The sequence below is a fragment of the Acidovorax sp. GW101-11A03 genome (genome assembly GCF_059424825.1).
The window spans coordinates 52,531-78,711 of sequence record NZ_JBWKZU010000004.1 but is presented as its reverse complement, the minus strand read 5'-3'; the positions used below and the strand labels follow the sequence as shown (position 1 = coordinate 78,711).

Genomic DNA, 26,181 nt, shown 5'->3' with positions numbered 1-26,181 from the left:
CATACCACGTACAGGCCAGCCCAGCCCCATGGCCACTGAGAACCGACAACCCGTTCCCCCGCAGGTTCAGGCGCTGATTGTGGACAGCAATGCCACGTCACGCAGCATCCTGGTGGGGCAATTGCGCGAGTACGGCGTGACCCGCATCGTGCAGTGCTCGCGTGTGCAGGACGCACGCAGCCGGCTGGAGCACACGGTGTTTGACTATGTGCTGTGCGACCAGTTTTTTGGCGATGCCAACTATTCGGGCCAGACCCTGCTGGACGACCTGCGGCGCGCGCAATTGCTGCCGTTTTCCACGGTGTTCTTCATGGTCACAGCCGAGGCCTCGTATGCGGCCGTGGCCGAAGCCGCCGAATCGGCGCTGGATGGCTACCTGCTCAAGCCCTTCACACCCAGCGCGCTGTTTGAGCGCCTCAGCCTGGCGCGCCTGCGCAAGGTGCATCTCAAGCCCATCTTCGACGCCATCGAGGCCGAGGACTTCGAGCAGGCCGCCGCGCTGTGCGTGGAGCGCTTCGAGGCACGCAAACCGTACTGGCTGTACGCCGCGCGCATTGGCTCGGAGCTGCTGCTGCGACTGGGCCGGCACGACGAGGCACGCACGCTGTTCGAGGCCGTGATTGCCGCACGCGCCCTGCCCTGGGCCAAGCTCGGGGTGGCGCGCGCGCAGATCGAGTCGGGCCAGGCGGCGCGCGCCATCACCACCTTGCAGGAGCTGATTGGCGAAGACGCCTCGTTTGCCGATGCCTACGACGTGCTCGGCCGCGCCCAGGTGGAGCTGGGCAACTTCGCGCAGGCCATCGAGACCTACCGCACCGCCAGCACGCTCACGCCCGACTCGGTGGTGCGGCTGCAGAAGCTTGGGATGATGTCGTACTACATGGGCGACCGCGAGACGGCCACCAAGGTGCTGGCGCGGGCCGTGGTGCTGGGGATCGACTCCAAGCTGTTCGACTACCAGTCGCTGGTGCTGCTGACCTTTGCCTACTACGCCGAGAACGACCGCAAGGGCATCGAGCGCTGCATGGCCGACTTTGCGCGCATCCTGGAGCGCCACGCCGACAGCGCGCGCGTCCGCCGCTTTGCCGAGGTGGCACGTGCGCTGCAGCTGATCCAGCAGCGGCAGTTCTCGCAGGCGGTGGAATCGGTGCGCGCCATGGCCCGCGAGATCACCACCGCCAGTTTTGACTTCGAGGCGGCCTGCAACCTGGGCAGCCTGCTGGCGGTGCTGGCCGTCACGTCCATCGAGTTGCCCGAGGGCGAAGGCTGGGTGCGCGCCCTGGGCATGCGCTACGCCAACACGCGCGGGCTGACCGAGCTGATGGCCAACGCCTGCAGCCTGCACGAACCCTATGGCGTGCTGGTGCGCGACTGCCTGCAGCAGGTCAACAAGGCCGCCGAAGTCGCCATGGCCCAGAGCCTGTCGGGCGACCCCGCAGGCGCCGTGCAGAACCTGTTGCAGCAGGCAGCCACCACCCTCAATTCGAAGCTGCTGGACCTGTCGCAGCAGGTGCTGCTGCGGCACGGCGCGCGCATTGCATCGCCCGAGCCGCTGCAGGAGGCCATTGATGCGCTGCGCCTGCGCATTGGCAATGCCCCCGCACGGGCCATCTTGGGACAGGACAACGAGCGGCGCCCCGGAGGGGTGGCCATCCGTTCACGCAATGCCGTGGAAGGCGCACCGGCTGCACCTCCCGTGCCCCCCGCAGGCGGCAGCGCCAATGGCAGTGATGACGCAGGGGAGCCTGAAGGCACCGAGCCCGGCAGCGCCGCAGACAAGCTCCGTCTGCGCCCCTGAGACCACACCAACCTCCACGTGCGGCGCACGCCCACCAATCCAGTCAAACGAACCGGAACGCGATGTTGCCCAGCGGCCCGTAGTCCGCATGGAAGGTGTCGCCCGCTGCAGCCGCCACGGGCCGCGTGAACGAGCCCCCCAGCACCACCTCTCCGGCCGCCAGCCCCTCGCCATACGGCGCGAGCTTGTTGGCCAGCCAGGCCACGCCCGTGGCGGGGTGGTTGAGCACGGCGGCCGCCAGGCCCGACTCCTCGATCACCCCGTTCTTGTAGAGCAGCGCGCCGCACCAGCGCAGGTCCACCGCATCGGGCCGCACGGGGCGCCCGCCGGTGACGATGCCCGCATTGGCCGCGTTGTCCGAGATGGTGTCGAAGACCTTGCGCATCACGCCCGTGTGGCGGTCGTGCTGCTCGATGCGCGCGTCGATGATCTCGATCGCAGGCACCACATACTCGGTGGCGGCCAGCACGTCGAAGATGCTTACCGGGGGGCGCCCCGGCTCGCCGCGCAGCGGTTTGTTGAGCACGAAGGCCAGCTCCACCTCCACGCGCGGCAGGATGAAGCGCTGCATGGGGATGTCGCCGCCCTCGGCAAAGAACATGTCGTCCAGCAGGGTGCCGAAGTCGGGCTCGGTGATCTGGCTGGCCACCTGCATGGCGCGCGAAGTCAGGCCGATCTTGTGGCCGCGCACGCTACGCCCTTCGGCGATCTTCATGGCCACCCAGGCGCGCGAGATGGCATAGCCGTCCTGCACCGTCATGCCGGGGTGGCGCTTGGAGAAATGCTCCACCTGCACGCGGGTCTTCTCGGCCTGGTGCAGTTCGCTGGCCAGTTGCTGGGTCAGTGGGTCGTCAAGCATCGGGGCACCCTCAGGATTCGGCGGTGAAGCCAATGGCCTTGACGATGGGCCCCCACTTGTCCCCATCGGCCTTGAGCAGCGCCGCCAGCTCGGCGGGACTCGACGAGCGCGCCTCCAGCCCCATGGCGGCCAACCCGGCGACCACATCCTTGTCGGCCAGTGCCGTGCGGATGGAAGCATTGGCCTTTTGCACCACCTCGGCAGACGCCTTGCCCGGCAGGAAAAAACCGAACCACTCGCCATAGACCATGTCCTGCAAGCCCTGTTCGACCAGGGTACCGACGCCCGGCACGAACCTGTTGCGCGTGGCACCTGAGGTAGCAAGCACACGCAACTTGCCGCCCGAGAGGTGCGGCAAAAATTCGCCCACCGGTGCCGAGACGGCCGCGATCTGCCCACCCAGCAGGTCCAGGATGGCGGGCTGAGAGCCACGGAAGCCCACGTGGCGCATGTCCACCTTGCCCGCACGGCTGATCAGCTCGCCCACAAAGTGTGGCACCGAGCCCGGCGCGGGCGAGCCGAAGTTGGCGCCCGTGGGGTTGGCCTTGCACCAATCGAGGAACTCGGGCACGGTCCTGACCGAGGCGGGCACCTGCGGGCCCACGGCAAAGCCCATGTCGAACACCACGCCCAGCGAGACCGGGGTCACGTCGGCCACAGGGTCGTAGGGCAGCTTCTTGTAGGTATGGGGGTAGATGCCCAGCATGGACATGGGCGTGACCAGCAGCGTGGCGCCGTCGGCCGGGGCGGCCTTGAGCGTGGTGATGGCGATCTGCCCGCCCGCGCCGGTCTTGTTCTCGACCACGGCGGACTTGGCATACCCGCCCGTGATCTGGGTCGCCACGCGCCGAGCCAGCGTGTCCACCGTGCCACCCGCAGCAAAGCCCGCCAGGATCTTCACGGTCTCCAGCGCCTGGGCCTGGGCCAGGAAGGGCGTGCCGACCGCCGCACTGGCCAGGGCCCATTGCAGAGCGTCGCGGCGCGACAGGGATGTGGAAGGGATCATGGCTTGTCTCCTGTTAGTGGTTGTGGGTTACTTCTTTGCGGCCTGCCGGTAGTTGGCCTTGAGGTGCTCGGGCACGCGCTCGTCGAAGCCACAGGCCACGCGCCGCACCTCGGGGCTGTCGGTGGGCTGGTGGCCCACGCCCAGGGCCGAGGCGCGCGGCGCGGCGATGGCGACCACCGTGCCCGCCAGGCGACCCAGGCCGGTGATCTCGCACTCCACCCGATCGCCCGGGTCCACCGAGCGTGAGTGGCAGGGCGTGCCCATGAGGATCACGTCGCCCGGCACCAGGGTGATGTGGCGCGCAATGTCGGCCACCACGTAGTGCGGGCCCCAGATGGTCTCGTCGCCGATGTGCGCCTCCTGCACCACCAGGCCGTTGCGGTAGGTGCGCAGCGTCTGCTCGAACAGGTTCACGCCGCGCACGATGCCCGGGCCGATGGGCAGCAGCGTGTCCGCTCCCTTCACGCGCAGCATGCTGCCCTGGTCGGTGTCGCGGTAGTTCTGCAGGCCCATGTCGAGCGCAGGGCAGAAGCCCTCGATGTAGTCCCAGGCCTCGTCGGGCAGCACGTTGCGGCAGGTCTTGCCGATGACCACGGCGTACTCGCCCTCGTAGTTCAGGTACTGGCTGTCGGCGGGCTTGTGGATCTCGCAGCCATGGCCGTTGACCGAGGTCGGCGGCTTGGTGAAGTAGGTCGGTGTCTCGGTGGGCTTGGGCTGATTGCGCGTCTCAAAACTGCGCGAGCTGTACGAGATGTGCACGGCGATGACCTTGCTGGGCGAAACGGGCGGCAGGTGCTGCACGCACGCCGGATCGATCACGCGGCCATCGTCCAGGCGCAACAGGTCCCGCTGCGCCCCCTCTTCCACGATGGTGCCCCAGCAGGCGCTGCCGCCCGCCAGCACACGGCGGCGCTCGACGCGCGGGCCGCGCATCACGGCGGGCAGTTCGGTGATCGGGAATTCGAAGTTCATGCCGCCACCTTTGCCGTTGCTTCGCTCGATCCACCATCGAACCACATGTGCACATTGCCCGTGCCGCGTGCGTTCTCGTACTCCGACAGGGCCACGCCCCGCGCCCGGCAGTCGGCCCCGCCCATGGCGCCCAGCATCTGCAGGTAATGGGCGCCGAAGGCCTCCCAGGGCATCTTGCGGTACTCGTCCTGCCAGCGGTCCAGCACCATGTCGTGCCGGCCCTGCTCCATGAGCGCGATGGCGCCCTTGTCGCTCACGATGTTCTCGGGGCGCGAGACATTGCTCTCGTGGAAGATGCGCGGGTGCTTGGGCTTCCAGTCGATGGGGTTGAACTTGTGGCTGAGCGCGCCCGAGGCCAGCAGCAACACGCGCAGGTCGCTGCGGCGCACGGCTTCGGCAATCGCCTCGCCCGATTTGAGGAAGTGGCGCCAGTCGCAGTTCTGGCACGAGCTCACGGTGACCACGGGCGTGTCGCTGCGCTCCAGGCGCAGTTGCTTGACCAGGTTGATGGTGGCGTAATGCTTGCCCAGGTCGGGGTGGTTGATGACCCGGTTGTAGCCCTTCTGCTCACGCGACACGGCCTCGATGGCCAGGGCCAGGTCCGGGTGGCCGCGGTAGTCGTAGGGTACGCCGTGCAGATACCAGGGCATCTCGTCCGAGATGTAGGTGCCCTGGTAGCGCGGCGCCCCGTCCACCAAGTGGTAGCCCGTGGTGAACCAGTGCGAGTCGAAGATGATGGCCACGTCGGGCCGGGCTTTCTCGATGCGCTCGCGCAGGCGCGCGTAGCCGGGGATGAGGTCCGAATCGGCCCCCGCGCCCTGCAGCACGCGAAACTCCTCGCACTGCATCAGGCCGGGGTGGTGCGAGACGATGGCGGCGCCAACGATGCTTCCCATGGTGTGTGTTTCCTCTGGATATGGTTTAGCGGTGGCTGAAGCTGGCGCGGAAGGGCTTCTTGGGCACCACGACATCCTTGATGTCGCAGAAGAACTCGAAGCTCCAGTCCCCGCCCTCGCGGCCCACGCCGCTGCGCTTGATGCCGCCGAACGGCGCGGCCAGGTCGCGGATGCCGAAGCTGTTGACCCAGATGAAGCCGGTGCGCACCTGCTGCGCCACGGCGCTGGCGTGTTCCGTGGCGCCGTAGCACACGCCGCCCAGGCCGTAGTCCGTGCCATTGGCCAGGGCGATGGCCTCCTCGTCGCTGTCGAAGGCCTGCAGCGTGAGCACCGGGCCGAAGACCTCGTTCTGCACGATCTCGCTGTCCTGGCGCACATCGGTCAGCAGCGTGGGCTGGTAGTACTGCGCGCCAAAGGGGTGGTGCGCGCCGCCCCACAGCAGCATGGCGCCATCGGCCACGGCACGCTGCACGAAGCCGTGCACGCGCTCGACCTGACGCGGGTGGATGATGGGGCCGACCTCGGTGGCCTCCTCGCGCGGATCGCCCACGGTGAGCTTCTCGACGTAGCCGCGCAGGGCGGCCACGAAGGCATCGTGCACCTTGCGGTGCACCAAGAAGCGCGTGCCCGCCAGGCACACCTGGCCGGCATTGCGGTACATCAGCGCGCCGGTGGCGGCGGCGTTGTCGATGTCAGCATCCTCCAGCACGATGAAGGCCGACTTGCCGCCCAGCTCCAGGCTGCAGGGCACGAGGTTGGCGCCCGCGGACTGGGCGATCCACTTGGCTGTGGGGACCGAGCCGGTGAACGAGATGCGCGCCAGGCGCGGGTCGCTGACCAGGCGCGCACCGGTGCTGGCGCCCGCGCCCTGCACGATGTTAAACACCCCGGGCGGCAGACCGGCCGCGTGCGCGCAATCGGCCAGCAGGCTGCTGGTGAGCGGCGCCCATTCCGGCGGCTTGACGATGACGCAGTTGCCCGCGGCCAGGGCCGGGCCGAGCTTCCAGGTGGCCAGCATCAATGGCGCGTTCCAGGGCGTGATGATGGCCACCACGCCGGCAGGGTCGTGGCGCACGAGGTGGGTGGCCTGCTCGGTCTCGATGGGGCGGTCCTGCAGGGTCAGCGCATGCTCGGCGAACCAGGTGATGTTGAGCATGGCGCGCGGCACCACGCCGTGCTTCATGCGCGAGAGCAGCACGCCCGCGTCGTTGGATTCGAGTGTGCAGAAGGCCTCGGCGCGCTTTCCGATCTCGGCGGCAAAGCGGTCCAGATACGGCTTGCGCTCGGCGGCCGTGAGCGCACTCCAGGCCGGAAAGGCGCGCGCCGCTGCGCTGACGGCCGCGTCCACATGCGCGGGCGAGCCTTCGCTGATGCGGCCCAGCAGCGACTGGTCGATGGGCGAGTGCAGGTCGAAGCGCATGTCGGACGCCACGCGCTGGCCGTCGATGTAGTGGTGGGGCGATACGGCAATGCCGGCGACGTTCAGGGTCTCGGTGCTCACGGGGTTCTCCGGTCAGACAACAAAGCAAAGGGGTCGAGTTGCCTGCCCCCTGTCGTCGCGGAGTATCTGCAGCCCCTTGCCTGACCACAATCAATGCTTTCTTACGGATTGTGAAGATAATCTAATGAATGGCACCACCGCGATCTCCCCCCATGTCCCTGCCCCATTTCACGCTGCGCCAGCTTGAAGCCTTCGTCACCGTGGCCGAGATGCGCAGCTTCACGGCCGCCGCCGACCGGCTGGCGCTCACGCCGTCGGCGGTGAGCCAGCTGGTGGGCGAGCTGGAGGATGTGCTGGACTTCAAGCTGTTCGAGCGCAGCACGCGCCGAGTGGGCATCACCAGCGCGGGGCGCGAGTTCCTCGCATCGGCCGAATCGGTGCTCAAGCACCTGCGCATGGCGCAGACGGCCGCGAGCGATGTACGCAACCGTGCGGCCGGGGTGGTGCGCATTGCGGCCCCCCTGGTGGTGGCCAGCGTGATCCTGCCCCGCGCCATCAAGGCCTACCAACAGACGCGGCCCAAGGTGCGCATCCACATCCGCGATGCGCCGGTGGAGAAACTGGTGGACGCCGTGGCCAGCGGCGACGCCGACCTGGCACTCGGGCCGGACCGCGCCTGCGGGGCGGACATCGCACGCACGCCCTTGTTCCAGAGCCCCTGGGTGCTGTGGTGCGCCCCCACCCACCCGCTGGCGCGCCAGCGCAGCGTGACCTGGGCCCAGCTGCACGCCCACCCGCTGGTGGCCGCCGGGCGCGACCACGAACGCAGCGTGGCCCAGATGCACACCGGCCTGCCCAGCGAGCAGCGCGTGACACCGGTGGAGATCGTGGACAACATCTCCACCGCGCTGGGCCTGGCGGCGGCCGACGTGACGGCCACACTGGCCCCCGACTATGTGGGCGCGCTGGCCAAGCCCTTGGGCCTGGTGCGAAGGCGCATTCTTGCGCCCGAAGCCATGCGCTATGTGTGCCTTTACAGCCCCACCCAGCGCGCCACCTCACCAGCCGCCGAGGGGTTTGCCGAACATTTGGTCAAGGTGCTGGCAAAGCAGCAGTGAGTCACGGCCCTATCGGCCAGCCCGCAGCCACAGCGCTTCAAACAAAGCGCGGCAACAAGAGGCAAGCCTCGGCATTGGAAGCGGAAAAACAGCGGTCGGCTGCCTCACGCCAGGGCAACCACTCGAACGCCACATGCTCACGCGGGCTCAGCACCACCGCCGTACCGGCGGGCACACACAGGCCGAACACCCGCTCGCGGTTGAACACCACGCCGGGTACATAGCGGTGGCGCCACTGCGGCCAGATGTCGTAGATGTTCTCCAGGCACCAATCGGTGAGCACGACGCCGCAGCCGCTGGTGTCGATACCGGTTTCCTCGCGCACCTCGCGCACAGCCGTGGCCTCCCAGGCTTCATCCAGATGGTCTTTGCTGCCGGTGACCGACTGCCAGTGGTTGCCACCGTCGGCACGGTGCAGCAACAGCACATCGAGCGCGGGGGTGTGGATCACCACCAGCACGGACTCGGGGATCTTGAAGGGCCGCTGTTGTTCCATCGCCGCCAGGGCAAGTCAGGGCTTGGTTTTCGTGGCCACCGGGGGCGGCAGCTCCCTGGCCTGCAGGGCACGCACCTGCACCACCAGCTGGTTGTGCGCGTCCAGAAAGGCGGCCGCGATCACCTTGCCTTCGTTGGTGTTGCTCCAGCCCGCACCCGCCGCGCCGCCCAGCTTGCCGAACACCAGGCCGCCCACTCCCAGGTCGGTCGTGCGGGCAGAGCCGGTCGCGGCCGCCACCTGTTCGGTGGTTTCGTTGTCGGACAGCAGCAGCGCCGTTTGCGCCTCCTTGAACTTGACCTGCTCCACCAGCCCGGCCAGACCGGCGATGTCGCGCAGCACCGGGATCATGGCGATCACGCCAGCGAGCCCCCGCCCGGCGTCCTGCTCGCTGAAGGTGAGGCTGGGCGTGAGCGTGTACTGCGCCTCATAGCCCTTGCCCTTGGTCACCGTGGAGTTGTTTTTGCGCAGGATGCCGGAGTCCTTGAGATCCTGCTCCTGGATGGTGCCGCGCAGGCCCGCCGCACGGTCCACCACGCGGAAGCACCCACTTTGCTGGGCCAGCAGCTTGACCAGGGGCACGGGCGAGGACGGCAGCTGGTAGCCCGAGCCCATGGTGTAGCCGTTCGGGTTCTCGGCCAGCGCCAGTGTGGCCACCGGGGCTTCGCAGCGCACCAGTTCCTTGGCAGCGTTCTGCGCACCCTGGGGGCCCGCCGAGCCGGTGACCACCGAGCCGCCCTGCCCCAGTTCGGTTTTCTTCTCACCGCAGCCCGCCAGGGCCAGCAGCACCAGAGCGGCGGCAACCGCCCGCAACGCATGGGAACGCATGGAGAACTTCCTTTGAGCGCCAGCGAAGGCTGGCCAATAAAAAAGCGGCACGGGCGCCAGGCCCGTGCCGCTTTGTGATGCGATGCCCCAGGAGCGCATCTGCAATGATCGACAGATCCGAAAAACGCCCCGGATCAGGCGGCCTTGATGGCGTCCGGGTTGCGCAGACGGATGTGCAGCTCGCGCAGCTGCTTTTCGTCCACGGGCGAAGGCGCCTGGGTCAGCAGGTCCTGCGCGCGCTGGGTCTTGGGGAAGGCGATCACGTCGCGGATCGACTCTGCACCCGTCATCAGCGTGATCAGGCGGTCCAGACCGAAGGCCAGGCCACCGTGAGGAGGAGCGCCGTATTGCAGCGCGTCCAGCAGGTAGCCGAACTTGGCCAGTGCGTCTTCGGGCGTGATCTTGAGCGCATCGAACACCTTCTTTTGCACATCGGCGCGGTGGATACGCACCGAGCCACCACCCAATTCCCAGCCGTTGAGCACCATGTCGTAGGCCTTGGCGATGCACTTGCCCGGGTCCGTGTCCATCAGGTCTTCGTGGCCATCCTTCGGCGACGTGAAGGGGTGGTGCACTGCGGCCCAGCGGTCGTTTTCTTCGTCATGCTCGAACATGGGGAAGTCCACCACCCACAGCGGCGCCCAGCGGTCTTCGAACAGGCCGCCCTTCTTGCCGAATTCGCTGTGGCCGATCTTTAGACGCAGCGCGCCGATGGCGTCGTTGACAATCTTTTCCTTGTCGGCACCGAAGAAGATCAGGTCGCCGTTCTGCGCGCCCGAGCGCTTGAGGATCTCGGCCAGCGCTGCATCATGGATGTTCTTGACAATGGGCGACTGCAGGCCATCGCGGCCCTTGGAGAGGTCGTTGATGCGGATGTAGGCCAGGCCCTTGGCGCCGTAGATCTTCACGAACTCGGTGTAGGCGTCGATCTCGCCGCGGCTGATGCCGCCGCTCTCGGCCGAGCCCCCGGGCACGCGCAGCGCCACCACGCGGCCGCCCTTCATGTTGGCAGCGCCGGAGAACACCTTGAACTCCACGTCCTTCATCACCTCGGTCAGCTCAGTGAATTCGAGCTTCACGCGCAGGTCGGGCTTGTCGGAGCCGAAGCGGAAGGCCGCCTCCTGGTAGGTCATGATGGGGAATTCGCCCAGGTCCACTCCCAGCTGGGTCTGGAACACCTCGGTGATCATGCGCTGGAAGATGGCGCGGATCTCTTCCTCGTTCAGGAACGAGGTTTCACAGTCGATCTGGGTGAACTCGGGCTGGCGGTCAGCGCGCAGGTCTTCGTCACGGAAGCACTTGGTGATCTGGTAGTAGCGGTCATAGCCGGCCACCATCAGCATCTGCTTGTAGAGCTGGGGCGACTGGGGCAGCGCGAAGAACTGGCCGTCGTGCACGCGGCTGGGCACGAGGTAGTCGCGCGCGCCTTCGGGCGTACTCTTGCCCAGCATGGGGGTTTCGATGTCGATGAAGCCTTCCTTGTCCAGGAAGTTGCGCACCTGGATGGCGGTCTTGTAGCGCAGCATCATGTTGCGCTGCATGTGAGGGCGGCGCAAGTCCATCACACGGTGCGTGAGGCGTGTGGTTTCCGACAGGTTCTCGTCGTCCATCTGGAACGGCGGCGTGACGGAAGGGTTGAGGACTTCCAGCTCCTTGGCAAATACTTCGACCTTGCCGCTCGAAATCTTCTCGTTGAGGGTCCCAGGCGTACGGGCCTTGACCTCGCCCTTCACCTGGATGCAGAACTCATTGCGCATGCCTTCGGCGCGCTTGAACTGCTCGCCGAGCAGGTCGGGGTCGCACACCACCTGCACGATACCTTCGCGGTCGCGCAGGTCGACAAAAATCAGTTGGCCGTGGTCGCGGCGACGGTTCACCCAACCGCAGAGGGTGACGGTTTGGCCCATCAGGGCTTCGGTCACAAGACCGCAATAGTGGGAACGCATGGCCATGGCAGAAACTTCCGGCGCCCGAGGGGCGCGTTAAAAGGGATTCACTTACTGGGGGAAACGAGCGTGGGGTCTGCAGGAGCGACCACGCCCATCGAAACAATGTATTTGAGGGCGGCGTCCACGCTCATCTCAAGCTCGACGCAGTCGCTCTTGCGCACCATCACGAAGTACCCCCCCGTGGGGTTGGGTGTCGTGGGCACGTACACACTCACGAATTCGTCACGCAGGTAGGCGGCCACTTCGCCATTGGGGGCGCCGGTGACAAAGGCCACCGTCCAGACGCCCTCACGGGGCCACTGCACCAGAACTGCCGTGCGAAAAGCGTTGCCGCTTTCGGAGAACAGCGTGTCGGACACCTGCTTGACGCTGGAGTAGATGGAGCGCACCACCGGGATGCGGTGCACCAGGGCATCGCCCCACTGCACCAGCTTGCGGCCTGCAAAGTTGCTGGCGATGGCGCCCACCACCAGCAGGATCAACAGGGTGAGCACCACACCAAAGCCAGGCACATGCACACCCAGCAACTTGTCGGGATGCCATGCGACGGGCAGGATCTGCAGGGTCTGGTCGAGCGTGCTCACAATCCAGTTGAGCACCCATGCCGTGATGACACCAGGAACGATGACCAGAAGACCCGTCAACAGCCATTTGCGCAGGGCAGCCATGCCGGTCCTTAGCTCGACGAAACAGAAGATGCAGAACTGCCACTGGCGCCTGATGCGCTTGGGCTGGCAGCTTCATTTTTAGGAGCATCGCTGGTGCTGGCGGATGCAGCCGTCTCGGAAGTGCTCGCCGACTTGGCTTCTGTGGCAGGCGCAGAGTTGCCCCCGTTGCCACCCCGGAAATCGGTCACGTACCAGCCCGAGCCCTTGAGCTGAAAGCCTGCCGCCGTGACCTGCTTGGAGAAGGCCTCTGCGCCGCAGGCGGGGCATACCGTGAGGGGCGCGTCAGAGATTTTTTGCAGCACATCCTTGGCATGGCCGCAGGAGCCGCATTTGTAGGCGTAAATAGGCATGTCAGTGTGTTGAGGGAAAGTGGGAGGGTAGGGACAGCCCATTACTGGACCATCCCCCCCTAAGAACCGTGCGTGCGACTTTCACCGCACACGGCTCAAGCACAACTTAGTCCAGCAATAAGCAAAACACGCGATTTTACTCTACGCGCCTTTCTTATCCTGAACCCTAAGCCTTGTTGAGGCCGGCTTCGCGACCGGCAACCCAAGGGCATGCAACCTCTGATGGCACACCGGGTGCAGGAGCACCCGGTTAGACATAGCGTCCGACCCGCCATTCACCTTGTAAACAATGTGATGATCGTGCCAACCGCCTTCATGATCGAGCGGTTCTGTGCAGAGTGCACAGCGCCCGTCCTGGGAGATATACAGCATTGACGCTTCGTAACGATGGCGCAGGCTCTTTGCCGTGCGTTTCGTCCGCAACATCTCTCCATACTCCTCCCAGACAGGATCAAAGGGGTTGTAGTCTCCTTTGATCTTTTCATGCCTTTCAATCACTGTGTCGCTTAATCGCGCCAACCGTTTCATGATCGGTTCGTCTTCTGTACCTACTTTGGCTGCGAACTCTGTCCTTTCACCAATGACCTTCCAGTAACGTTGGGTGCACCAGCTTGGGGATTTCTTCGGATGTCGCCTCCTCGCCCAGCGGACAAGCCGCCAGTAGATGAGGTAGTCCATCCGACTGAACGTCTCTTTCGCGACCACCGGTTGGTGATACCTAGCCCATCCCCGAAGGATTGGGTTAAGTTGCGCGATGAGATCCTCCTGTTTTGTCGATAGATGCGTCCTTACGATTTCCGATACCTTGCGATAGAACGCTTTCACGTTTTTCTTGCTCGGCTTGATTAGCAGCTTTCCACGGTATTTGCGGAAATTCCATCCAAGGAAATCGAAGCCTCGGTCAATGTGCGTGACGCAGGTCTTTTCCAGCGATAGCCGCAGTCCTCGTTTTGCAAGGAATGCTTCTACCCATGGTCGGACTTCAATCTCTAACAGCTCTCGTGAGCTCCCAGTGATGACGAAGTCGTCCGCGTAGCGGACCACATTTACTTTGGCTCTACGGGCTTTCACAACACCCAGCCGCGCGTTTAAGTGCGCGGCGAGTCCCGTTTCCAACCCATTCAGAACGCAATTCGCCAGGGTTGGCGAAATGACACCACCTTGCGGTGTTCCCTCATCTGTCGGCGAGATGCGACCCTGATGGACCACTCCGGCTTTCAACCATTTCCGTAGCACTTCCCTGTTCATGAGAACACGGTCGAGCATCCAGTCATGGTTGATATGGTCGAAGAACCCCTGAATGTCGGCTTCCAGTACCCATTCGGCCGAGGCCTTCTGGGACAAGGAAACGAACAACTGGCTCATGGCATCGTGCGTTGAGCGCCCAGTCCGAAAGCCGTAGCTGTTCGGGTCGCTGGTGCTCTCTGACACTGGTTCCAATGCCAGTAGGAACAACGCCTGCATGGCCCTGTCAAACATGGTCGGAATGCCAAGCGGCCTTTCCTTCCCGTTTGCTTTGGGAATGTAGACCCGCCGCAAGGGCTGCGGTTTGTACCCTCGAAGATTCTTCAACCGACCGATCGCCGCCCATTTGGAGGCAGGCGAATCCCAAAGTTCGCGATCGACGCCACTCGTTCGTTTGCCTTGGTTTTCGGTCACTCGTCTCACGGCCAGCGCTCTGGCCGAGAACGAGTGAGTTAGAGACCTTTGCAGCGCTTTCACGCGGCGCCAGTCTTTTTCTTGCGTAGCCTTCGCTAGACGGGTCTGCGTCGTCCGCACGTTCCGCGCCACTAGACCCCAATCGATGGAGTGCCAGTCTTGCGGTTCGCGTGAGGACGCAGACTCGTCGCGCGAAGCGACGTGTTTTCTCATGCTTTCCTCCAGGTTGAACCCCTGGAGACGCACACCTCCCCCGAAGGGGAATTGCATCCCTTCGGGGTCAGTTTGAACTTAGTCAGTCGTGTAACGACGATTGCACCACGCGGAAGTCAGCACGCTTTCGCGTCAGGGCACGGGCCCCTATGCCACCCATTACAGGTAACCATTCGCTTTCTCCGCTATCCCATACCCCCTCATCCAACAGGTCGTCTCGCGACTTCCCTGCCCTTGCGCAGAGCGCTTGGGCGGACAGTGGGGCTTACCACGTTCCCTGCCTTGCCGACGAATGACAACTTGCGTTGTTTACGTCTATCCGTTTAGGGCTCATCTCTCCAGGGGCTGCATGTGTGACGACGAACACCTAGTTTTGACAGGTGATGCCAGCAGCGGACCGTTTGGTTACGGCCTATCAGCAGATTTGGCCGCTCAATTGTTACCCTGGTTCAAACGATGATTCACTTATGTTGCCCATGCGGAACTAGCCTAGCGTCCTATATCACCTCTGCTGGCGATGGTCCTGACGCCCCCCTCGCAGGGGACCCCAGCCGTGTTACGGGGACGCATTGTCGAGCGGGCTTCACACGGAGACGTTACCGTCCCCGCATGCCACTCTAGGCTACTCATGGTCGTACAAGAGGTCACAGCACTTCGGACGAAGGTGTGACAAGGCAAAACAGAGCAGAGCACTCTGAGAGTCAGAGATGCGCAGCGCAATTTACAAGGTGACCAATCCGTGGACGGATTTGGTCATCCCATTGGCGAGTTCCGCTTGTGGCGGACTCGTCGGCAAGTTGCGCGAGCGCCACAGACGGCATCACTGCCGCGATGAAAGCAGGTTTAACCCTGCATTGCAGTCGGTTTTACCCGCTGCAATTATCAAAACCGCAACTAGGTTGCGGTCTGTAGAGGACCGTTTTACCGGCTCTCAATCTCTAAATGAAAGCACCGTAAGTGCTTGATTTAATTGCTAATTATTTAGTGAGGCTAGCTACCTCTCTCAGAGCAACACGTTACGTGTCGCACCAAAACCCTCAATTATAGGCGGCATGCCCACCCCTCAACCCCCATGCCCCGGGCACAGGGGCGGGGCATTCAGCGGGCGCTGCCTTCGTAGTGGGTGACGTGGCCCTTGTGGTCCTCGATCCACTGTGGCGCCAGAGAGCCCCCCACCATCCCCACCAGCGCGGCCAGCACACCGGCCAGTTGCTGCGGAAACGCCTCCGACAGCATGGGACTGGCCACAAACAGCAGCCAGACCCCCAGGCCCATCGCCACCGCAAGCAGCGCCCCCTGGGTCGTCGCACGCTTCCAGTACAGGCCAAAAACCAGCGGCACAAAGGCGCCCACCAAAGGCACCTGGTAGGCACCGGACACCAGCTCATAGATCGAGGTGCCCTGCATGGTGATGGCATAGGTCAACACACAGGCCGTAAACACCAGCACCGAGATACGCATGGCCTTGAGGGTCTGCTGGTCGGTCATGCCGGGGCGCAGGTTGTGCAGGATGTTCTCGACAAACGTGGTCGAGGGCGCCAGCAGGGTGGCCGACGCCGTGGACATGATGGCCGACAGCAATGCGCCAAAAAAGGCCACCTGCAGCATGATGGGCATGCGCTCCATCACCAGGGTAGGCAGCACCTTCTGCGGATCTTCATTGAGCAGCGTCTGCGCTGTTTCGGGCATCACCAGCACCGCGGCCGTCACCACAAACATGGGGATGAACGCAAACAGCAGGTAGAGCACGCCGCCAATCACGGGGCCTTTACGCGCAGTTTCGGCACTGTTGGAGGACATCACGCGCTGGAACACGTCCTGCTGCGGGATGGAGCCCAGCATCATGGTGATGGCGGCGGCAATGAAGAAGGTCCACTCCTTGAGCCCCCCGCTCGGGAAGAACTGGAACTTGCCTTCGCGGGCGGCGTACTCCACCACCTTGCCCGCGCCACCGGCCAGGTCGGCAGCAAACCAGGCAATGGCCAGCAGCCCCACGCCAATCACGATCATCTGCACAAAGTCCGTCATGGCCACAGACCACATGCCGCCATACAGCGTGTAAATCAGCACCACCAACGTGCCGATGACCATGCCCATGGTGACCGACACGGCCCCCTGCGTGAGCAGGTTGAAGACCAGGCCCAGGGCGGTGATCTGCGCCGCCACCCAGCCCAGGTAGCTGAACATGATGATGGCCGAGCAGGCCACCTCGATCACCCGCCCGTAGCGCTGGCGGTAGTAATCGCCCAGCGTGATCAGGTTCTTCTGGTAGAGCTTGTAGGCAAAAAAGAACCCCACCAGCACCAGACACATGGATGCGCCGAAGGGATCTTCGACCACCGCCCCCAGGTTTCCGCTGACAAAGCGGGCCGACACCCCCAGCACGGTTTCCGATCCAAACCAGGTCGCAAACGTGGTGGCGATCACCACCGCCAGGGGCAGGCTGCGCCCCGCCACCGCATAGTCGGCCGTGTTGTGCACGCGGGTCGCGGCATACAGGCCCACACCAATCGAAATCAGCAGATACAGAACGATGAAAGACAACAGCATGGTGCCGCTCCGAAGCTCCAAGGGGGTTGCGAAATAAACAGGACACGCAGCGAGCACATCGTGCGGCCGCGCGGCTGTACCGGGAAGACCGAGGGGTTCTGGCCCCTTCTCCAAATTCGTAACAAAAGTTGCTGCGGATTATGAAGGCAACTTTTGTGCCGTAGAGCCTGTTTACGATCTCCCAGGGGTCCCCCGCAAGATCGTAAACAGGCTCTTAGAAGACCCGTATCCGCATGAAAAGCTGCATGGCCAGCAGGCCCAGCACAAACCCGACCCCGCCATAAATGATGGACTGCAGCAGCCGGTTGGTGCGCTTTTGCGCATCCAGCAGCTCGCGCAGCACCTGCTGCTGGTCTGCCGGGCGCTGCCGCAGTGCGTCATAGACCAGGCGCGGCAGTTCGGGGATCAGCTTGGCGTAGTGCGGCGCCTCGGCGCGCAGCTCGCGCCACAGGCGCTGCGGGCCCATCTGCTCCAGCATCCATTTTTCGAGGAAGGGCTTGGCGGTGCTCCACAGGTCCAGCTCCGGGTCCAGCTCGCGGCCCAGGCCCTCGATGTTGAGCAGGGTTTTTTGGAGCAGCACCAGCTGGGGCTGGATCTCGACATGAAAGCGGCGCGAAGTCTGGAACAGGCGCATCAGCACCATGCCGAGCGAAATTTCCTTGAGCGGGCGGTCGAAATACGGCTCGCACACCGCGCGGATGGCCGATTCGAGGTCATTCACCCGCGTCTCTGGCGGCACCCAGCCGCTTTCGATGTGCAACTCGGCCACGCGCTTGTAGTCGCGCCGGAAGAAGGCCACAAAGTTCTGCGCCAGGTACTCCTTGTCCACTTCCGTGAGCGTGCCCACGATGCCAAAGTCCAGCGAGATGTAACGCCCAAAGGTGGCAGGGTCCAGGCTGACCTGGATGTTGCCCGGGTGCATGTCCGCATGGAAGAACCCATCGCGGAACACCTGGGTGAAAAAGATGGTCACGCCGTCGCGCGCAAGCTTGGGGATGTCCACGCCCGCTTCGCGCAGGCGGTCGATCTGGCTGATGGGCACGCCGTTCATGCGCTGCATAACCATCACCTCGGCGTGGCAGAAGTCCCAGAAGATCTCGGGGATCAGCACCAGGTCCAGCCCCTGCATGTTGCGGCGCAGCTGCGCGGCGTTGGCGGCCTCGCGCACCAGGTCCAGCTCGTCGTGCAGGTAGTTGTCGAACTCGGCCACCACCTCGCGGGGTTTGAGGCGCTTGCCGTCGGCCGACAGGTTTTCCACCCAGCCCGCCATCATGCGCATCAGGCTGAGGTCCTTCTCGATCACGGGCAGCATGCCGGGGCGCAGCACCTTGACCGCCACCTCGCGCTCCACCCCCTGGCGGTCGCGCAGCGTGGCGAAATGCACCTGGGCGATGGAGGCACTGGCCACAGGCGTGCGGTCGAACGAGGTGAACACCTCGTCCACCGGCCTGCGGAAGGCGCGCTCGATGGTGGCCATGGCCACATCGGGGTCAAACGGCGGGACGCGGTCCTGCAGGCGGGCCAGTTCGTCGGCGATGTCTGCGGGCAGCAGGTCGCGCCGGGTGGACAGCACCTGGCCGAACTTCACAAAGATAGGCCCCAGACGCTCCAGCGCCTCGCGCAGGCGCTGGCCCCGCGGGGCGTCCAGATTGCGCCCGATCGACACCACGCGGGAAATCATCCGCAACCAGGGCTTCTGGAAACTGTCGAGCACCAGGCCATCCAGGCCGTACCGGAAAACCACCCAGAGGATGGCCACCCCCCGCAAAAACCGCTTCATGCGTCGGCCCGGTCGGCGCCAGCCTGCGGCGATGGGTAAGCGGCCGGAGCCAGCGGAGCGGATGGGGCCGATGCCGCAGCGTCTGCGGCCATGCGCGCCCCCACAAACTGGCGCAGGGCCTGCGCGCCACGGCTCGCTACCTGGGCCACGGTGTGGGCGGGTGCATCACCGATCACGCGGGCCAGGTCTTCCTCGACGTCCCAGCGCACATGGTCCACCAGCCAGTTGATCTCGGCCGCCAGCTGCACATCGCCTTCGATGCGGATAGCGGGTTTGTCGCCGCGCAATGCGCCCTGTGCCAGGGTGAAGGGGGAGGTTTCGGTGACGTGCAGCTGCAAATCAGGCACCGCCGACTCGGGGGCCAGGTTGAACAGGCCCGCAGGCGTGATGACCAGCGCCAGCGAATACACCCGCCACTGCACGCGGGCAACGCGGCCTTTCTGCCGCACCAGGCGGTCCATGGCTTCCTTTTCCTGCATCAGCACATGGTTGAGGAACAGCACCAGACGCTGCTGCACCTCATGCACAAGCCATTGCGGGGGTTGCGGACCGGCGGCCATGCGCTCGAAAAGGCCGTCCAGAAAAGAGAAAGGGGACTGTGGTGTTGCCATAGTCCCCGATTATTCCCTGAACTGGAAAGCCCCTTGCGCCGGGGCTTGCCGCATTACTGCAGAGCCTGCACGCCAGCCACCAGCCAGCCGCTGCCGCCCGCCTTGGGCTTGGTCATGTTCCACACCTCGCGGAACGGGCTCGGGCCTGCCGAGGGTTCCTCGCGGATCATGCCGGAGAACTCAACGCTGGCCATGTAGCCGTCGCCCAGGTCCTCGATGCCCAGCAGCTGGGCTTCGATCATGACCACGTCCGTGTGGTTGGGCTGGGCACCCCGGTGGGCTTCACGCTCGGTCAGCTGCGTGCGGATCTCGTCCAGCATGCCGTCTGTCATCATGGAGCGCAGGGTGCTGATGTCCGAGCGGTCCCATGCAGCCTGCAGCGTGACAAAGTTGCGCTTGGCCGCCGACAGGAAACCTTCGGTGTCGAAATCGGCCGGAACGCCCCAATTCTGCGCGCCCGACAGGCCCGAACCAATGACCACACCCGCACCCGCGCCACCAGCCTGCGCAGCGCGAGAGGCATCAAAGGCCATGCTGTTGCGCTCCCAGGGGCGTGCCGAAGCGTCGTTGCCCACGTTGTTCGGGCTGTACTGGGGGGGCACTTGCGCCGCCGCAGGCGTTGCTGCCCCGGCACCCGCGCCGGCGCCCTGGAAGGCAAACGGTGATCCGCCAGCCGCTGCGCCACCGCCATTGCCCGCACCGCTGCGCGCGCGCATCACCAGCTTGAAGACCACGAAGGCGGCCACAGCCAGCAGCACAACCATCAGGATGTTGGCGAAACCCGCGCCCAGACCCAGCGAGCTGGCCAGCCATGCCAACCCGAGGCCTGCTGCCAGACCACCCAGCATGGCGCCCCAAGGCTTCTTCGCCGGTGCCGCAGGGGTAGCTGCGGGTGCAGCTGCCGGCTTGGCTGCTGCGGCACTGTTGACGTTCTGTGCAGGGGCACCCGGTGTGGCAGGCGGCGTTGCCGACTCGCGCTGCGTCACATTGCTCGACTGCTTGCCCGTCGATTTACCACCACCCAGCCGCCGGGCGTCGGCATCTGCGTGTGCCAACGCCAGCATCGCGACCAACACCACAGACCACAGTTTCATCATGACTTCTCCGTCTCCGTTAATCACCGAGCAACATGCTCAGCACTTGATTCCAACATGCAGGGCCACAATGCCCCCCGTCATGTTGTGATAGTCCACATGCCCAAAGCCATTTTTTTGCATGAGGCTTTTGAGTTCTTCCTGCCCCGGGTGCATGCGGATCGATTCGGCCAGGTAGCGGTAGCTGGAATCGTCGCCCGCCACCAGCTTGCCCAGCCGGGGCAACACCTTGAACGAATACCAGTCGTAGGCTTTCTCCAGCGGCTTGGCCACTTTCGAGAACTCCAGCACCAGCAGCTTGCCGCCCGGCTTGAGCACGCGGCACATCTCGGCAATCGCCTGGTCCTTGTGCGTCATGTTGCGCAGGCCAAACGCCACGCTCACAACGTCGAAATGCGCGTCGGGGAACGGCAGCTTCTCGGCATCGCACACCAGGGTAGGCAGCACCACACCCGCGTTGATCAGACGGTCGCGGCCCACGCGCAGCATGGCTTCGTTGATGTCGGTGTGCACCACCCGGCCCGTGGCGCCCACCTTCTTGGCAAAGGCCAGCGACAAGTCGCCCGTGCCACCCGCGATGTCCAGCACCTGGCTGCCTTCGCGCAGGTTCGCCACCATCACGGTGTAGGCCTTCCAGGCACGGTGCAGCCCCGCCGACATGAGATCGTTCATCACGTCGTATTTGGAGGCCACCGAGTCGAACACGCCGCGCACGTGGCGCGCCTTGTCCTGCTCGTCCACCGACTGAAAACCAAAGTGGGTCGTGCTCATAAGTTTCATGCTAGGCGCGCAAGCGCCAGAGGTACAGCGACAACCCCGCACTGAAATGGGGCTTGTGTCGCAATTTGGACAACGCCATTCAAAGAAAAATAGCCGCCACCGCGCATCCACATTGGCTTAGCAGCTCTTCTTTCAATAGCACACCGGTCAATAAGGGCTTCGGTGGCAACGCTCAGTGGCTGCCGCATGCATGGCCGCCTGCACCACCTTTGGGCGCCATGGGTGCGTCACGGTCCACACCGGCGGCCGCCAGGCGCGCGGTGTACTCGGCCCACAGGGCCTCCTGTTTCTGCCCCAGTTCATAGAGGTAGTCCCAGCTGAAAATGCCGCTGTCGTGCCCATCGGAAAACGTGGGCTTGACTGCGTAGTTGCCCACGGGCTCCAGGTTCACCAGCGCCACGTCGCGCTTGCCGGTCTGCAGCACTTCCTGGCCCGGACCGTGGCCCTGCACCTCGGCCGAGGGCGAATACACGCGCATCAATTCGAACGGAATGCGGAAGGTAGCGCCGTCGGAAAACCCGACCTCCAGCACCCGCGAGGTCTCGTGCACCGTGAGTGCCTGCGGCGTGGGCGCGCCTGCTTTCAAACCTGCCATGGGACTCTCCTGATTAGAGAAAACTGTGTTGTGGATTGTGCCGGGGCCCCGCTGCAGCACCCGCCGCCGGCCGGGTGCTGTGCAGCCAGGGGCGTGATCAAGGCAGCGGTAGCGCCGCCAGCCGGGGCTGCAGGGCCGCCTCCAGCGCGGGCAGCAACGCTCGCACGGCGTCCTCCTGCGCGGCCGGGCTGGGCCGCTGGGCGGGTGCCCACACGGGCGATGGAAAATGGCTGTCCCAATCGAACCGGGCAATCACATGCCAGTGCAGGTGGGGCACCATGTTGCCCAGCGCGGCAAGGTTGACCTTGGTGGGGGCCAGGTGCTCGCGCAGGGCCTGCTCCACCAGCGCCACCGCCTCCATGCAGTGCGCGCGCTCGGCGGCCGACAGGTCGGAGAACTCAGCCACATGCGCGTTCCACACCACACGGTAGAAGGCCGGAAAGCCCGCCTCCTGGGCACGGATCACGCGCAGGTGCTCACCGCGCCAGACGAGCGCACCGCCGTCTTCCGCGCACAGGGGGCACGCCATTTCCGCCATCAGACCAAGACCCGCTCGATGCCGCCGCCATTGGCACGCTCGACATACTCGGGCATCCAGTTCTCGCCCAGAATCTCGCGCGCCATCTCGACCACGATGTAGTCTGCTTCGAGCAAGCCGTTTTGCAGGTCATCCTGGTAGCGGTTCAGGCCCTGCAGGCAGCTGGGGCAGCTGGTGAGGATCTTCACGTTGTCCTGGGCGGCCACGGCGCCACTCTCGCGCAGCTTGGCTTCGCCCTTGCGGATCTCTTCTTCCTTGCGGAAGCGCACCTGCGTGGACACGTCAGGCCGGGTCACACCCAGCGTGCCCGACTCGCCACAGCAGCGCTCGCTCTTGAGCACCTGCTCGCCCACCAGCGCCTTCACGGTCTTCATCGAGTCCTGCTGCTTCATGGGGTTGTGGCAGGGCTCGTGGTACAGGTAGGCGCCCTTGCCCTGGAGCTGGATGCCCTTTTCGAGCAAATACTCGTGGATGTCGATGATGCGGCTGCCGGGGAAGATCTTGTCAAACTCGTAGCCCTGCAGCTGGTCGTAGCAGGTGCCGCAGCTCACCACCACGGTCTTGATGTCCAGGTAGTTGAGCGTGTTGGCCACGCGGTGGAAGAGCACGCGGTTGTCCGTGATCATCTTCTCGGCCTTGTCGAACTGGCCCGAGCCGCGCTGGGGGTAGCCGCAGCACAGGTAGCCCGGCGGCAGCACCGTCTGCACACCCGCGTGCCACAGCATGGCCTGCGTGGCCAGGCCAACCTGCGAGAACAAACGCTCGGAGCCGCAGCCGGGGAAGTAGAACACCGCCTCCGTCTCGGCCGTGGTGGTGGCCGGGTTGCGGATGATGGGCACGTAGTCCTTGTTCTCGATGTCCAGCAGCGCGCGGGCCGTCTTCTTGGGCAGGCCGCCGGGCAGCTTCTTGTTGATGAAGTGGATCACCTGCTCCTTGACCGGGGCCGTGCCCACCGTGGCAGGCGGCTTGGCCGTCTGCTTGCGGGCCACCTTGCGCAGCAGGTCCACCGCCATGCGCTGGGCCTTGAAGCCCACATCCACCATCGCGCTGCGCATGAGTTTGATGGTGTCGGGGTTGGTGGCGTTGAGCATGGTCATGGCCAGCGCATTGCCGGGCCTGAAGCTCTTCTTGCCCATCTTGCGCAGCAGGTTGCGCATGTTCATGGTGACATCGCCGAAGTCGATCTTCACCGGGCAAGGGCTTTCGCACTTGTGGCACACCGTGCAGTGGTCGGCCACGTCTTCAAACTCCTGCCAGTGCTTGATGCTCACGCCCCGGCGCGTCTGCTCTTCGTACAGGAAGGCCTCGACCAGCAGCGAGGTGGCCAGGATCTTGTTGCGCGGGCTGTACAGCAGGTTGGCGCGTGGCACATGCGTGGAGCACACGGGCTTGCATTTGCCGCAGCGCAGGCAGTCCTTGACCGAATCGGCAATGGCGCCGATGTCGCTCTGCTGCATGATCAGCGACTCGTGGCCCATCAGGCCGAAGCTCGGCGTGTAGGCGTTGGTCAGGTCGGCGTGCATCACGCCAGAATTCGAAGAAAAATTGGCCTCTACCGCCCGTCCATCATGGCCCTGCAGCTCCTGATTTCGGAGCAACTTACCCTTGTTGAAGCGGCCTTCCGGGTCCACCTTCTGCTTGTACTGCGCAAACGGGCGCAGCTCCTCGTCGGTCAGAAACTCCAGCTTGGTGATGCCAATGCCGTGCTCGCCTGAGATCACACCGTCCAGGCTGCGCGCCAGCACCATGATGCGTTCCACCGCCTCGTGCGCGGTCTGCAGCATCTCGTAGTCGTCGCTGTTGACGGGGATGTTCGTGTGCACATTGCCGTCGCCCGCGTGCATGTGCAGGGCGACCCACACGCGGCCCTTGAGCACGCGCTTGTGGATGGCGGTGGCCTCGTCCAGGATGGGCTTGAAGGCCGCGCCCGCAAAAATGCTCTGCAGCGGGGCGCGCAGCTGGGTCTTCCAGCTCGCGCGCAGGGTATGGTCCTGCAACTGCGGGAACAGCGTGGCCACGTCCCGCAGCCAGCCCGCCCACAGCGCGCGCACCTCGGCGACCTGCGCAATGGCCTGGGCCACGCGGTCTTCCAGCAGTTCGGCCGAGGGGATTTCGTTCGCATCGTCCTGCTTGCCCAGCGGCAGGTTGCCGCGCTCGAAGAATTCGGTGAGCGCGTCGCACAGCTTGAGCTTGTTGCGCAGGGAGAGCTCGATGTTGATGCGCTCGATGCCGTCGGTGTATTCGGCCATGCGCGGCAGCGGGATCACCACGTCTTCATTGATCTTGAAGGCGTTGGTGTGGCGGCTGATGGCTGCCGTGCGCTTGCGGTCCAGCCAGAATTTTTTGCGCGCCTCGGCGCTGATGGCGATGAAGCCTTCGCCGCTGCGTGAGTTGGCAATGCGCACCACCTCGCTGGTCACACGGGCCACCTCGTCGGCGTTGTCGCCCGCGATGTCGCCAATCAGCACCATCTTGGGCAAACCACCGTTGCCCTTCTTGCTCTTGGTGGCGTAGCCCACGGCCTTGAGGTAGCGGTCGTCCAGGTGCTCCAGGCCGGCCAGCAGCACGCCCGAGCGCTTCTGCTCGGCGAACATGTAGTCCTTGATCTCGACGATGCTCGGGACCGCGTCCTTGGCGTTGCCGAAGAACTCCATGCACACCGTGCGCGTGTGCTCAGGCATGCGATGCACCACCCAGCGCGCGCTGGTGATCAGGCCGTCGCAGCCTTCCTTCTGGATGCCCGGCAGGCCCGAGAGGAACTTGTCCGTCACGTCCTTGCCCAGGCCTTCCTTGCGGAAGGTCTTGCCCGGGATCGCCAGGGTCTCGGTGCGCACGGGCGTCTTGCCATCGGCCTCGAAATACTGCAGCTCGAAAGTGGCCACTTCCACGTCATGGATCTTGCCCATGTTGTGGTCCAGGCGCGTCACTTCCAGCCACTGGGCATCGGGCGTGACCATGCGCCAGCTGGCCAGGTTGTCCAGCGCCGTGCCCCACAGCACGGCCTTCTTGCCGCCCGCGTTCATGGCAATGTTGCCGCCAATGCACGAGGCCTCGGCACTGGTTGGGTCCACGGCAAACACAAAGCCCGCACGCTCGGCCGCGTCGGCCACGCGCTGGGTGACCACGCCGGCTTCGGTCCACACCGTGCCGACTTCGCTGTCCATGCCAGGCAGGCGGCGCATCTCCACCTCGGTCATGGCTTCGAGCTTTTCGGTGTTGATGACCACGCTCTTCCAGGTCAGCGGGATCGCTCCGCCGGTGTAGCCCGTGCCGCCCCCCCGCGGAATGATGGTCAGGCCCAGCTCGATGCAGCCCTTGACCAGGCCGGCCATTTCGGCCTCGGTGTCGGGGGTGAGCACCACAAATGGATACTCGACGCGCCAGTCGGTCGCATCCGTCACGTGGGACACGCGCGAGAGGCCATCAAACTTGATGTTGTCCTTGGCTGTGAGGCGGCCCAGCGTGCGCTGGATCTGGCGGCGCAGCTGCGCGGCCTGCTCGAATTTGGCATCGAACTCAGTCACAGCGCGGCGCGCGGCCACCACCAGCTCGCCCACCAGGCGGTCACGCCCGGCGTCATCGGCCGGGGTGCGGCGCTTTTCGATCTCGGCCAGGCGGTGGTGCAGGGCCTCCACCAGCAGCTTGCGGCGGGCCGGGTTGTCCAGCAGGTCGTCCTGCAGGTAGGGGTTGCGCTGCACCACCCAGATGTCGCCCAGCACTTCGTACAGCATGCGGGCCGAGCGGCCCGTGCGGCGCTCCTTGCGCAGTTGGTCCAGCACGTCCCAGGAGGCGGAGCCCAGCAGGCGGATCACGATCTCCCGGTCGGAGAACGAGGTGTAGTTGTAGGGAATCTCGCGCAGACGGGCGGGCTCGGCAGCCTGCGCCTGCAAGGCAGCCAACGCAATCGGAACATTCATGGGGGATCTACCTGGGGTGGGCGCCGCGCGCCCATGAGCCTCGGGGGGGCGATTTTAAGCCACTGG

At 64.8% G+C, this 26,181-nt stretch carries 21 protein-coding genes; 2 read left to right on the top strand and 19 right to left on the bottom strand.

The window, feature by feature from the left end; translation table 11 throughout:
* Positions 1-28: 28 nt before the first annotated feature.
* On the top strand, positions 29-1,798 hold the full coding sequence (locus tag AC07Z7_RS03335; RefSeq protein WP_252659350.1) for a response regulator: 1,770 nt from the start codon (positions 29-31) through the stop codon (positions 1,796-1,798).
* 43 nt (positions 1,799-1,841) lie between these two features.
* On the opposite strand, the gene hpaH is transcribed toward AC07Z7_RS03335, so the two are convergent.
* The 5 genes from hpaH to AC07Z7_RS03310 are packed head-to-tail and all read right to left on the bottom strand — an operon-like array spanning position 1,842 to position 7,032.
* Entirely contained in the window at positions 1,842-2,657 is an 816-nt protein-coding gene (gene hpaH / locus AC07Z7_RS03330; protein ID WP_494765312.1) for a 2-oxo-hept-4-ene-1,7-dioate hydratase, read from the bottom strand.
* A 10-nt stretch (positions 2,658-2,667) separates the two neighbouring features.
* Positions 2,668-3,663, bottom strand: a complete 996-nt coding sequence (locus AC07Z7_RS03325) for a Bug family tripartite tricarboxylate transporter substrate binding protein (RefSeq protein WP_494765311.1) — start codon at positions 3,661-3,663, stop codon at positions 2,668-2,670.
* A gap of 27 nt (positions 3,664-3,690) precedes the next feature.
* Positions 3,691-4,635: a fumarylacetoacetate hydrolase family protein gene (locus tag AC07Z7_RS03320; RefSeq protein ID WP_494765310.1), complete on the bottom strand. Its 945-nt coding sequence runs from the start codon at positions 4,633-4,635 to the stop codon at positions 3,691-3,693.
* On the bottom strand, positions 4,632-5,531 hold the full coding sequence (locus tag AC07Z7_RS03315) for a DODA-type extradiol aromatic ring-opening family dioxygenase (protein ID WP_494765309.1): 900 nt from the start codon (positions 5,529-5,531) through the stop codon (positions 4,632-4,634). Before AC07Z7_RS03315 ends, AC07Z7_RS03320 begins: the two co-directional genes overlap by 4 nt.
* A 25-nt stretch (positions 5,532-5,556) precedes the next feature.
* On the bottom strand, positions 5,557-7,032 hold the full coding sequence (locus tag AC07Z7_RS03310; protein ID WP_494765308.1) for an aldehyde dehydrogenase family protein: 1,476 nt from the start codon (positions 7,030-7,032) through the stop codon (positions 5,557-5,559).
* Positions 7,033-7,184: 152 nt separating this feature from the next.
* On the opposite strand from AC07Z7_RS03310, the gene AC07Z7_RS03305 reads away from it, so the two are divergent.
* Positions 7,185-8,090: a LysR family transcriptional regulator gene (locus AC07Z7_RS03305; RefSeq protein ID WP_494765307.1), complete on the top strand. Its 906-nt coding sequence runs from the start codon at positions 7,185-7,187 to the stop codon at positions 8,088-8,090.
* 37 nt (positions 8,091-8,127) lie between these two features.
* Here AC07Z7_RS03305 and nudB read toward each other — a convergent pair whose 3' ends face one another.
* From nudB to AC07Z7_RS03235, 14 genes are all read right to left on the bottom strand, one after another.
* Positions 8,128-8,586 (bottom strand): dihydroneopterin triphosphate diphosphatase, encoded by a 459-nt coding sequence (nudB, locus tag AC07Z7_RS03300; RefSeq protein ID WP_494765306.1) that lies wholly within the window; start codon positions 8,584-8,586, stop codon positions 8,128-8,130.
* A gap of 15 nt (positions 8,587-8,601) precedes the next feature.
* On the bottom strand, positions 8,602-9,411 hold the full coding sequence (locus AC07Z7_RS03295; protein WP_494765305.1) for a curli production assembly/transport component CsgG: 810 nt from the start codon (positions 9,409-9,411) through the stop codon (positions 8,602-8,604).
* Between the two features lie 134 nt (positions 9,412-9,545).
* Positions 9,546-11,363, bottom strand: coding sequence for an aspartate--tRNA ligase (aspS, locus tag AC07Z7_RS03290; protein WP_494765304.1), 1,818 nt, complete (start codon positions 11,361-11,363; stop codon positions 9,546-9,548).
* 41 nt (positions 11,364-11,404) lie between these two features.
* Positions 11,405-12,028 (bottom strand): DUF502 domain-containing protein, encoded by a 624-nt coding sequence (locus tag AC07Z7_RS03285; RefSeq protein ID WP_094286637.1) that lies wholly within the window; start codon positions 12,026-12,028, stop codon positions 11,405-11,407.
* An 8-nt stretch (positions 12,029-12,036) separates the two neighbouring features.
* Positions 12,037-12,378 (bottom strand): FmdB family zinc ribbon protein, encoded by a 342-nt coding sequence (locus AC07Z7_RS03280; RefSeq protein ID WP_494765303.1) that lies wholly within the window; start codon positions 12,376-12,378, stop codon positions 12,037-12,039.
* Between the two features lie 141 nt (positions 12,379-12,519).
* Entirely contained in the window at positions 12,520-14,250 is a 1,731-nt protein-coding gene (gene ltrA / locus AC07Z7_RS03275; RefSeq protein ID WP_056641772.1) for a group II intron reverse transcriptase/maturase, read from the bottom strand.
* A 1,098-nt stretch (positions 14,251-15,348) separates the two neighbouring features.
* Positions 15,349-16,800 (bottom strand): high affinity choline transporter 1, encoded by a 1,452-nt coding sequence (locus AC07Z7_RS03270; protein ID WP_094286633.1) that lies wholly within the window; start codon positions 16,798-16,800, stop codon positions 15,349-15,351.
* Positions 16,801-17,014: 214 nt separating this feature from the next.
* Complete coding sequence (ubiB, locus tag AC07Z7_RS03265; protein WP_094286631.1) at positions 17,015-18,580, bottom strand: ubiquinone biosynthesis regulatory protein kinase UbiB; 1,566 nt, start codon at positions 18,578-18,580, stop codon at positions 17,015-17,017.
* A complete protein-coding gene (locus tag AC07Z7_RS03260; protein ID WP_494765302.1) occupies positions 18,577-19,191 on the bottom strand; it encodes a hypothetical protein in 615 nt (204 codons plus the stop codon). Before AC07Z7_RS03260 ends, ubiB begins: the two co-directional genes overlap by 4 nt.
* 53 nt (positions 19,192-19,244) lie before the next feature.
* Positions 19,245-20,288 (bottom strand): Tim44 domain-containing protein, encoded by a 1,044-nt coding sequence (locus AC07Z7_RS03255; protein WP_494765301.1) that lies wholly within the window; start codon positions 20,286-20,288, stop codon positions 19,245-19,247.
* Positions 20,289-20,324: 36 nt separating this feature from the next.
* Positions 20,325-21,056: a bifunctional demethylmenaquinone methyltransferase/2-methoxy-6-polyprenyl-1,4-benzoquinol methylase UbiE gene (gene ubiE, locus AC07Z7_RS03250; RefSeq protein ID WP_494765300.1), complete on the bottom strand. Its 732-nt coding sequence runs from the start codon at positions 21,054-21,056 to the stop codon at positions 20,325-20,327.
* A 181-nt stretch (positions 21,057-21,237) separates the two neighbouring features.
* On the bottom strand, positions 21,238-21,660 hold the full coding sequence (locus tag AC07Z7_RS03245; RefSeq protein WP_494765299.1) for a gamma-butyrobetaine hydroxylase family protein: 423 nt from the start codon (positions 21,658-21,660) through the stop codon (positions 21,238-21,240).
* Between the two features lie 97 nt (positions 21,661-21,757).
* Positions 21,758-22,189, bottom strand: coding sequence for an HIT family protein (locus AC07Z7_RS03240; protein WP_494765298.1), 432 nt, complete (start codon positions 22,187-22,189; stop codon positions 21,758-21,760).
* An 8-nt stretch (positions 22,190-22,197) separates the two neighbouring features.
* Complete coding sequence (locus tag AC07Z7_RS03235; RefSeq protein ID WP_494765297.1) at positions 22,198-26,115, bottom strand: DUF3683 domain-containing protein; 3,918 nt, start codon at positions 26,113-26,115, stop codon at positions 22,198-22,200.
* Positions 26,116-26,181 lie beyond the last annotated feature (66 nt).